Annotated in this window: 9 protein-coding genes; 5 read left to right on the top strand and 4 right to left on the bottom strand. The window is 44.8% G+C overall.

What is annotated here, in order from left to right; all coding sequences use genetic code 11:
* Positions 1 to 109: 109 nt before the first annotated feature.
* The 5 genes from RID53_RS28490 to RID53_RS28470 all read left to right on the top strand — a co-directional run bounded on the left by RID53_RS28490 (position 110) and on the right by RID53_RS28470 (position 5,797).
* On the top strand, positions 110 to 823 hold the full coding sequence (locus RID53_RS28490; protein WP_446391306.1) for a hypothetical protein: 714 nt from the start codon (positions 110 to 112) through the stop codon (positions 821 to 823).
* Positions 824 to 1,021: 198 nt separating this feature from the next.
* Entirely contained in the window at positions 1,022 to 1,639 is a 618-nt protein-coding gene (gene pth, locus RID53_RS28485) for an aminoacyl-tRNA hydrolase (protein WP_446391305.1), read from the top strand.
* Between the two features lie 164 nt (positions 1,640 to 1,803).
* Positions 1,804 to 3,192, top strand: coding sequence for a mechanosensitive ion channel family protein (locus RID53_RS28480; RefSeq protein WP_446391304.1), 1,389 nt, complete (start codon positions 1,804 to 1,806; stop codon positions 3,190 to 3,192).
* A 749-nt stretch (positions 3,193 to 3,941) separates the two neighbouring features.
* Positions 3,942 to 4,313: a group I truncated hemoglobin gene (locus tag RID53_RS28475; protein ID WP_446391303.1), complete on the top strand. Its 372-nt coding sequence runs from the start codon at positions 3,942 to 3,944 to the stop codon at positions 4,311 to 4,313.
* Between the two features lie 140 nt (positions 4,314 to 4,453).
* A complete protein-coding gene (locus tag RID53_RS28470) occupies positions 4,454 to 5,797 on the top strand; it encodes a DNA methyltransferase (RefSeq protein ID WP_446391302.1) in 1,344 nt (447 codons plus the stop codon).
* Here the strand turns inward: RID53_RS28470 and RID53_RS28465 are convergent.
* The 4 genes from RID53_RS28465 to RID53_RS28450 all read right to left on the bottom strand — a co-directional run bounded on the left by RID53_RS28465 (position 5,785) and on the right by RID53_RS28450 (position 10,309).
* Entirely contained in the window at positions 5,785 to 6,402 is a 618-nt protein-coding gene (locus RID53_RS28465) for an Eco29kI family restriction endonuclease (RefSeq protein ID WP_446391301.1), read from the bottom strand. The two genes, RID53_RS28470 and RID53_RS28465, sit on opposite strands and share 13 nt — an antisense overlap.
* Positions 6,403 to 6,796: 394 nt before the next feature.
* Positions 6,797 to 8,602 carry a ShlB/FhaC/HecB family hemolysin secretion/activation protein gene (locus RID53_RS28460; protein ID WP_446391300.1) on the bottom strand — a complete coding sequence of 602 codons (1,806 nt, stop codon included), beginning with the start codon at positions 8,600 to 8,602 and terminating at the stop codon, positions 6,797 to 6,799.
* A 220-nt stretch (positions 8,603 to 8,822) separates the two neighbouring features.
* A complete protein-coding gene (locus RID53_RS28455) occupies positions 8,823 to 9,266 on the bottom strand; it encodes a Spy/CpxP family protein refolding chaperone (RefSeq protein WP_446391299.1) in 444 nt (147 codons plus the stop codon).
* Positions 9,267 to 9,364: 98 nt separating this feature from the next.
* The gene (locus tag RID53_RS28450) at positions 9,365 to 10,309 is read right to left on the bottom strand and encodes a hypothetical protein (RefSeq protein WP_446391298.1); all 945 of its coding nucleotides are present in this window, start codon (positions 10,307 to 10,309) and stop codon (positions 9,365 to 9,367) included.
* Positions 10,310 to 10,583 lie beyond the last annotated feature (274 nt).

Here is a 10,583-nt window from a genome sequence, read left to right as displayed (position 1 = left end):
TTGAGCAACCGTCAGCTACTGCACAGACATTGCCACGACCAAAAAACTGCTATGGATGCCTTGAGGCAAAAGAGGCAGTTGGCACATGAAGAGTTAGCGAGGTATTTGGATGATAACCCGTTCTAACCGCCTAACCCTAACCGAGGGAAGAGGTGCCCATGACAAGGGTCAAGTCACTGAGGAGCCGTGTGACGGGAAACTGTCACGCACGGTTTTGAAAGGGAGACGGGAGGTAGCAATATCTCCCGCCGACCCAAACTATTGGCAGATTGAGCAGTTAGAACAAGCAGGTTACACCGTCCACACCCAAGAGGGATGGTACACTTCAACCTTGCGGCAATACCTTGGCTTACCCAAGTCCAAGAATAAAGCTGAGTCCTCACCCGCCGCCCATGCCGTTGATGGGATCTGCCTAGCCGCCTCCCAATTTATGCGGTATCGCCAGATTAAGGGTAGAAGCGGTACTTGGTTGGGGTCTATTGCGGTAACACCGTGCCAGTTTGCAGTGATTCACCGTCCCCCAATTTGTCGCCGTCAATTACACCTAATGATCCCCAGCAAGGGAGGGAAACGGCGCGACTATGGCGGCACAGTTACCCGCCACGGGTTTAGGAAAGGTGATTATGTCAAAGCAGCTAAAGCTGGAGTTACCCACTACGGTTACGTTTCTGGTGATACTAAGACCCAAGTTTCCGTCAGTGACGCTAACTGGAAGCGAATAGGGAGGTTTACCGCCAACAAAGTCCAATTGTTACAACAAAACACCGGACTGGTGTCAACAGTTGGGTTGTCAACCCTTACCACGTTGAGTGGCGCGGTTTGACCTCTATCCCCCTCCGACCTACTTCGTTGAGGTCGGAGTCCCACGAGGTAAAGCGATGGGGAAGCAGGGGGAGCTGGGGAAGCTGGGGAGGACAAGGGAGAATTTCCCTACTCACCAATGACATAAGATTATAAGTTGTTCCCTATTCCCTACTCCCTGTTCCCTATTCCCTGTTTTCTGTTCCCTAAAAAATGACAAATGACAAATGACAGTTTGGTGATTCCTCAGCTAATTGTAGGTTTAGGTAATCCTGAACCCAAATATGACAAAACCCGTCATAATATTGGTTTTGAAGTCGTCGATGAGCTAGCCCGTCGGGTGCAAATTTCTTGGAACGAAAATCGTCGCTTCCAAGCGTTGTTGGCAGAGGGACGTAGCTTAACGGGTGACAAACTCCGTTTACTCAAACCTCTGACTTATATGAATCGGTCTGGGCAAGCGATTCGCACTGCAATAGACTGGTATAAAATGCCCCCAGAGTCAGTTTTGATTGTCTACGACGAGCTTGATTTACCCGTTGGACGGCTACGTCTACGCCTATCAGGTTCTGCGGGAGGACACAACGGCATGAAATCCGCGATCGCTCATCTGGGAAGCCAAAGTTTCCCCCGCCTACGCATTGGAATTGGCAAATCTGATCCAGACAAGAACACCGTCGGTCATGTCTTGGGCAAATTCTCTCCGGAAGAATCTAAGATCATTGCCGAAGTCATTCCACTCGCTGTTGACGCCATAGAACTCTCGCTAAAGGAAGGAGTCGAAAAGGCAATGAGCCTCTACAATAACCGGATAATTGAATGTTCAGGAGGCGATTGAAATCGCTGCTACACAAACAAAGTCCGCCTGCGCGGACTGGGTTATAAGAGGGGTAGCGTTCCCCGGACATGATATTACCTGTCTGTAGCTAGAAGTCAAACGAGGGATGGGTCATGTAATCTGTTTTGGCTAAATCTGTTCAAAACGCTGAAAACTGACCATTCATGAAAATCCTACTTAACGGTTCACGTCGATTAAGCCTTGTCGTCTTTGCTACTGGATTTCTTTTCCTAGCTAGTCCTCACCGGAGTGTCGCCCAAGACGAGATGGTTCCTATACCAACGTCAGCGGATTCATCCCTGAAAAGTAATCCCGATAGTGAAGTCTATTTTGCCGATATTTTAGTGAGAGGTAGACCTGTATTCCAAGTGGGTAGCCTGGCGGATTTGGGCGCAAGAGAACGAGCAAAAATTATTAATCGGCGGGTTAACAGTCTTTTGGCACAATCGGAAACCTTGGGACAGGTGACAGTGAACCCAGATAACCCTCGTCAAGTGGCAACGTTGCGATTGAATAACCGAGTATTAATGACGGTTACTCAGCAAGATGCCCAAGACTTTGGTTTGTCAGTGGAAGCCTTAGCCGAGAGATGGGCAGAACAATTGAATCAGGCAATAAAAAAACCGCCCTTGGCGATTGATGTGGGACAGCGTCTCTATGGAACAGTACGACAACTTTTACGGGATACGGTGATAAATCTCCCCTCTTTATTAGGGGCGTTAATTGTGGTGGGGATCACCTGGGGAGTGGCGAAAGGAGTGCGATTTATTGGCTTTAGTTGGGCGCAACGGACAGAAGGCGATCGCAGTACGGAAATTCTGATTGGACGTTTGGGTTATGGTGGCGTCTGGGTACTGGGTTCAGTTGTTGCTTTAGGGGTTTTAGGACTGAACTTTGGCGCATTATTGGGGGCGTTGGGACTCACCAGTGTGGCGATTGGTTTCAGTCTCAAAGATGTTTTGAGTAATTATATTTCTGGGGTGATTTTACTCGCGGCTCGACCCTTTGGCATTAATGATCAGGTGGTAATTAGTGATTATGAGGGGACGATTACGCAGATTGACCTTCGGGCAACTACAATGAGAACCTATGATGGGCGGTTAGTTTATATTCCGAATCAGGAAGTATTCTCTGCCAGTATTATTAATAATACCGCTTCGCCGCGCCGCCGGAGTTCGGTTATGGTTGGTATTGATTATGATGCTGATATTACTCAGGCAAAACAAGTGATTCAAAACGCTCTCGCCTCACTTTCTGGAATAGAAAAAGAACCACCTCCGGAAATTTTGGTGATAGAATTAGCCGCAAGTACGGTGAATCTGGAAGTGCGGTTTTGGGTGGATTCGCGGCGATTAGGGTTTTTGACGATGACATCTCAAGTCTGTCAACATATAAAAGAAGCACTGCAAGCGGCAGATATTGAGATGCCGACTGATATCTATACTTTAATGTTCCGCGATTCTCCTCTACCAACAGATACAACGGGTAATTCTCAATCTGATAATTCTGCCTCCGAGTTAGTTCTTCCTCATCAAAACTCAGCCAATGGATAAAGTGTTAAGCTGTTCGGCATTTAAACCTTAATGTCAATAATAGCGAAAGCCGTGTAGTGCGTTTAGCGAAGCCATGCCGCAGGCTTTAGCGAAGCCATGCCGTAGGCTTTGCATCTTGCTCGCTATCCATTCCCAATTTAAATGCATGACAGCTTACTTTAGGTTTTCTGGGCGAAATCATACCTAAGTCTAATGGCACTGAAAACTTGCATTAGGGAATCGCCGAAACCTTTGATACAGCAGTTTGCTCTGCTATGCGGTACATTGTCGATCCCCCTAAATCCCCGTGCAAAAAAAGCGAAGCATCCGCTGGCTTCCCCCGTGGAACAAAAAGCGAAGCATCAGCTGGCTTCCCCCTTTTGAAGGGGGACGGGAGGGGGATCTAATAGGGGGACGGGAGGGGGATCTGAAGGGGGACTTTGACCTACTGTACTTTATTACAGCGCAAAGAGCTGTATACCGTAGGGTGGGTTTCGACTTCGCTCAACCCACCAGCTTTAATTCAGTGGCATTCTACCTAAGACAGTCTTAAGAAAAGCCTTTTTTTTCCATATTTTAGAGACGCTATATGTCATATCTGTCGTTAATTTGAATTTTTTATTTATTCTATAAAAACAATATAATCAAGTTTTTTGAATCCAACTTACGGTAGAGACGTTACTCCGCTATTGCTGTACTCAAGAGAGACGTAACCTCTTCAATACCGAGATAGAATAGTTAATAGAAATTGCTAAGTTTTAGAAACGGATATGCATACACCACCAACCTTAACCTTATATGAGAAGATAGGCGGACAGCCAGTTGTTGCTCAAATTGTGGATGATTTTTACCAGCGTGTGTTAGCAGATGATACCGTCAGTCACTTTTTTGCTAACACTGATATGGAAAAGCAACGGCGTCATCAAACTGCTTTTATTTCCCAGGCTTTGGGAGGTTCTAATCAATATACGGGACGCTCAATGGGAAAAGCTCACTCTGGATTAAACTTACAACCCGAACACTTTGAAGCAATTGCCAATCATTTGGGTGAATCACTGGCTGAATATGGACTTACCAAAGAGGAAATCAACAGCGTACTTGAGCGCATCTCAACATTGAAAGAGGCTGTTTTGTACAAGTAAGAATCCTTGAATATGACTGAATTCCAGAGGTTAACTCAGATAATTTAAAAGTAACATCTCAAAACAGGCAAGTTGCACCGTAAATTGATTGGCTTTACACTAACAGCACGATATCAAAACTAGCCAAGCTGATCAATCGAATGCAACTGTCACTTTTTTCAGAGACTCAAACCTCGAAAGCCAAAGATAAATCGGTGTTCAGTGATCCGAGTTTTGCTAGCAACAAGCTTTTACCTGTGCATCGGTGGATACCTTGGATTGCTGGCTTTTCCAGTTCTTTTGTGCGAGATGTGGTAGAAACTAAGCTTCCTCAACCGGGAACGGTTATTGATCCCTTCGCAGGTGTGGGTACAACCCTGGTTGAATCAGCATTAATCGGACATGATAGTGTTGGTTTTGAGATTAATCCCTACGCGGCTTTGGCTTGTCGAGTTAAAGTCAATGCGTATCAACTTAATCCAGAAGATATTCAAAGAGAGATAACACGATTCCAAAGGTTTTATGACCATAGCATGACGAGTGAATATTTGCCGATGAGTCAGCCACCATCGGGATTCCGAACCCGCCAAGCATTCTATAGTCCAACTGTGTTAGAGAAAGTCCTGATTGTTCAGGATTTTATTAATTCTGTGGAGGATGAGAAGATTCAAGAGATTTTTAGATTGGCGTTTGCGTCAACGATGGTTCATTACTCGAATTATTCCTATGAACCTAGCTTAGGAACCAGAAAAGCAGCAGGGAAAAGGAATATTGCGGATTTTGCCGTTTTTGAAGTCATCACAGAAAAGCTTAATCAGATGACTTGTGATCTAAAATGGCTTTTGCGGAATTTACCCCGTCATTCATTCAAAAACAAGATTTTAAATGCCTCATTTTTTGATTACCAACAGTATCTTAAACCGAATTCAGTCGATCTGGTAGTTACATCACCTCCTTATCTAAATAATTACCATTACATCCGCAATACCCGCCCCCATCTCTATTGGCTAGGGTTTGTCAATAAGCCTGATGATACTAAGATTTTGGAACAGCAGAATTTTGGCAAATATTGGCAAACTGTGAGAGTTCAAGATCAGGTGAATTTAATTTTTCCCAATCCACCAGCAGAACTTATTGAAAAAATTGATTACCTGCGTACAGTCAATACTCAGCGAGGTATCTATGGTGGCAATGGATGGGCTAACTATGCTGCATCTTATTTTAATGATTGTTATCGTTTTGTTCAGGGACTTCGATACGTTCTCAAGTCGAGGGCTTCAGCATTTGTGGTGATTGGAAATAGTATTTTGCAGGGAGTCATGTTTACAACCGATGTCTATTTAGGTCAAATTGCTGAACAATCGGGTCTTGATCTGGTCAGTATAAACACGCCACGAGATACTCGTGTGGGAAATAGTATTATTCAATCAAAGGTGCGGGTTGCCAAGGCGGATAAAGTTTGTCGATTATACGAATCGGTAGTTGAGTTGCGTCAGCCGAAATAGTTTTGAATCTTTTCGATTAGTTGTTCATAATGAGGACGCTGACCTTGCCATTTTCTTTCCCAACTTCGACCCGGGTGCAAGGTGTCCCATTCAGCCAGGAGTTGTCCATAACGGTTAATCCCTGGATCATGATTTCCGAAGCCATCGATAACACTATTCCATAGGGGTTGATATCGACGAATTAGTGCTGCTTCAACCGCAGGAATCATACTACTCTCATCGTCAGTTAGAATAACAAAGCGACATGAGAAATCTGTTAAGTTGAGGTTCTGTGCTGCTCGGATACTGGTTGCATGTTCGCTTAAACGACGATAAAGAGTCGCTATTTTTTTAGATGGGGTGCGGGCTTGTCGCCAACCACTCGGAACGGCTTTTCCCGCATAAATTGGTGTGGAAACGTTATGGCTGTTCGCTTGCGCGATCGCACTATAGGGTGGAAAATTACCTGTGTAGTACAGGAGGTAAAGTCCTGCACCTGTAAATGTCTCTGATGGCGGTAAGGGTTGAACAGGTGTGGAGAGGAGAAAGTCTACAGCGTTTTGAATTACCTGTTGAAACTGGGATGATTGAAAAATGTGGTTGTCTGGGTTGAAAGAGGAAAACATTGTTTATCATGGGTGATTTGCCGGACATGATATGACACAACTAAACTGATGGATTGGATTTGTCGATTTTATGGGCGCACGCCATGCGCCCCTACGGTTTCGGGTAATGAGTTGAGTACAATTACTTTAAGCTTTGGTTCTCAGGTCAAGTGGTGAGTATGGGGCAGTGGATGGAGTATGGTGTGTTTGAGTGCAGTTTGAGTGATAGTTGGTAGGCTAAGTTACGATCGCGTCTGGGGTCTGCATCCGGTGAGTAAGCTAGATTAGGATGGATGACACTGAAAATTTGCATGGCGCGATCGCTCAAACTTTGGATATGCCGTAGGGTGGGTTTCGACTTCGCAAGAACCCACCAGAATACGAGGAGCGTGACATTCAGATAGCTAATTTCGTCTCAGAATTGGTAATTAACGCTAAAATGAAACCCATCGTCTTGAAGATTATCGCCGCGATCGTCTAAATCAACTAACGGCAAACCATAATCTAATCTGAGGTTCAGATTTCTTACGGGTTCGTAAAGAATACCCGAACCAATACTGGCTAGAAATTTTTGGTCGGGTAAATCATTAGGATTGTCACCTTGGTTCCAGACATACCCTATGTCGGCAAATGGAATTAACAGAAGAATTGACTCTCCTCTATCATTGCGAGATAGGGTAATTCTATCCTCTACCGAAAGACGCAAGCCGTTATCACCATTACGGGCGCTTTCTCGATACCCTCTGACTGAGTAAAATCCACCAATAACAAACTGTTCAGACGGTAATAAAGGATCAGGGGTTAACTGAACGCTCGCTTGAGTAACAAGCGTATGATTGTCACTTAAACGCTGCACTCTTTGCACCTGACCATTCCAGCTAAAGAAAGCGCTATCTGGAATTGGCTCTGGATTAGACGTAGCATCAAATAGAGTGGTGCCAATATTGAACAAAGAGCGTAGTATCCAGGCACCGTTAGCATCACGGCGAATATAATCCTGCCCAAATCTGAACACGCTAGTACGACTCACACCATCTTCATCGGGTCCAAAACCAAAGGGTGTAGGAATATCATCGAATGTAAAGGTCTGACCATCTTCAAAGCTAAATGCGAGGGAAAGCGCAAACTCTTCTGTTGGAGTACGAATCAGGGGTTGTCGGAAGCTAAGTTCATAGAACTGTGAATCACCTTCAATGCCAAGATCATCGAAGGGATCTTCCGTGATTTCAGTCCAGTTGAATTGGGTGCGTAGTTGAATCGTGCCTTCCATGGGATTAACAGGGATTTGATAGAAGGCATCAATTAAATCAGAACCTCCCGTCGTACTCACGTAGTATGACGCAAAGAGATTATCACCATACCCCGTCAGGTTCCGGTAGCCTGCGCCTATTCCGAACCGCTCTGACCCCAGGCTCGGAGGCGAGTAGTTGTCGAAGCTGGCAAATCCATAGAACGGATTTGCCTCATCCACTTCAATAGCTAAAATACTTTGTCCCAAATCTGTCCCCGGTTGTAGAGTCGCACTGAGGGTATCAAATAAAGGATTTTGACGCAGCAGGCGGAGTTGATCTTCAAGTTTAAAAGCATTGAGGGGAGTATCAACACCCAACCTCACTCGACTACTAATGTAATCAGACTTAACTCGTTGATTTCCTTCAATTTGAATCTCTTCCAGGCTGCCTTCAATCACTTGAATCTGGACAACACCATCGACAACTTCTTGCTGGGGTAAAATTGCCCGTGAGGTCAAATAGCCTTCGTCTTGATAAAGGCGAGTAATTGCATCAGCAGCAGCCCTCAATTCCGTTACTGTTACCGTTCGCCCTTCTAAAGGTTGTGTGAACTCCTGCCAATCTTCAGGGGTGTAAATCGTACTGCCAGTGACTTCAATCGCAGTCACTTCTACTTCCGCTTCAGAAACGTCTGGACGAATCGGCTCGGTTTCAGTTTCGGACGGCGGTAGGACAGGTTCTTCCTCCTGTGGATCTGTTAATTCAGGCTCAGGTAAGGGTTGTGGAAACCGATCCTGATTGGGGTCAGATACTTGGGCAATATCTAAAAGCTGCTCTGGCAATTCCTCCGTGTTGCCAGCTATCGTTTCGATATCTTTGAGGTCATCTGCACTAAACGAAATTTCTGCTAATGCCTCACCAGCGTTCAATTGTCCTAAGAGAATAATCCAAGAAGCCAGGTAACTAAACTTACGGTATTTAACACCCATATTCACTCACACCACACATTATTGCACACTAAAACTCTAGCCATTCATCTTTAACTCTCATGAGCGTCTAAGATGAAAGCTAATTTTTTCAGGTAACAGTCGTTCGACAATTGAATGTCACTGATTTAAGCGTTTGTAGTAAGCGCTAAAGCGCTTGAGGCACTAAAGTGCCGACTACGAACCCATCTTATTTCAGTGGTATTCGTTCTACAATTCGTGATCAAGAATCGCTCTCAGCAATTCTTTGTTCAATGTATTCCTCGTAAGGTAATCGTTGTTCGGGTCTCAAAATTTCCCGGATAGCCATTCGTCGCTCAAACTGTAACTCAGAAACTTGCCGACGCAGGGACTCAACTTCTTCGTACTTCTTCCTCACTTCAGATTCTGAAGCATCTTCACTCCTAATTAATACTTCTAACTCTTCTTGTGCCTGATTCCACGCCGGGTAAAGCTCATCGAGTTTAGGACTAAACTGCCGATCAACTTGGTAAAGCTGAGCTATCTGCTCATCTGTTAAACCTAGCTGAAGAATGATAGTTTCTACTTCTCCATCTGTCTGAGCATAAATTCGTTCATTGAGCATAGAATGGCTACTTGCATTCATCTCAGAGTTAAAGTCATCTGAAGTCGGTAATGCATTAGCTGTTCCAACTACTGAGAACATCAGAAAAACTGATAGAATGGTTGATTTGGAGAACATTTACGCTCCTTATCTCTACAGGTATTCCAGTACAAGTGAATGTGATCTAGCATAGTCTGAATCTAATACCCGCTATCGAGTAATATCTCACTGTGCATTTGAGTATGGAACCCGCTTGACTCAGTTTCCCTAGCAGACATTATTGCCTGCCGAGCGCTAAACTCTTGGAAAGCGTTATTCCAAGTAATTTCAGACCGTGCAAATGCATTCCACATATGAAGATTATTAGCGCTAAATCGACCCACACCTGGGATATCTATGCTGAAAGATGTGTCAATATTTGACCCTGCATAGCCGTTGTTCCTTGAGCCGGTAGAGCCAATATTGACAATGGCTCCGTTGACATTAACAGTGGTTCCACCGCTGGGAGTTTCGCCCCCACCGGGAGTTTCACCGCCACCAGAAATTACACCACCACCGGGTGTGCCACCACCACCGGGAGTCCCGCCCCCAGGAGTTTCGCTGCCATCAGTAGGAACGCCACCCACAATTTCATAAAAAGACAGGTTTCCTTGAGGCTGAACAACACCATTAACAGTGATTGTTCCATCTAGAGGGTCAGGAGGTATGGATGAACCGATTAAAGATTCAGCACCGATGTTCTCGAAACTCAAACTACTACCAGGACTTACTGAAATTTCTACATCCCCTGGATTGTTTACAAGACCAGCAGTGATGTTTCTAAAACTAAGATCACCACTAGTAGTTGTTAAGCTAATTGAACCGCCAGATGTTCTGAGGTCGTATAGTGCTAAAGAGTCCAAAGCAATGCTTCCAGAGGTGATGTTTATGTCTCTCCCATTGGTAATAATGCTGCTGTCAGAAACGAATGTCCCGTTTGCTTCAAACGTAATTGTTCCTGAACCGGGTTGAAAGCTCAGGATGGAATCTGACATCTGCTCAATCGTGATCGAATTAGTCGCTTGAATCGTGACATTGGTATTCCCAGCTAAACTCTCAATCTGCGCTTCAGAAATCTCTGTTGGTCCAGCATCTTCAAAAAGCACATCCCCATCAAAGCCACCAACAGTTCCCCCAGCCGTAATCGTAATGTCGGCAGGGTCAAACAGTAACGTACCGGGCGCTCCATTTGGGGCATTGGTGTTGACATTCCCTGTAAAGTTCAGGCTTTCTAAGCCCTTGGACTTTGGACAAAATCAGTATTTTTGCGTATTACTTACGCAAATAAAATAAGGAACAATAACTCCTCTATCTCAGCTCGAAGAAAAGCTCAGAAATACCGGATTTAGAAGGTTACAGAGTAAAGCTTAGGAGACTTGG

Origin of the sequence: Coleofasciculus sp. B1-GNL1-01, from assembly GCF_040220235.1 — a bacterium.
Lineage (GTDB): Bacteria > Cyanobacteriota > Cyanobacteriia > Cyanobacteriales > Coleofasciculaceae > Coleofasciculus.
Note: the sequence above shows the minus strand (reverse complement) of the source record. Positions and strands in the feature narration are given on the sequence as shown.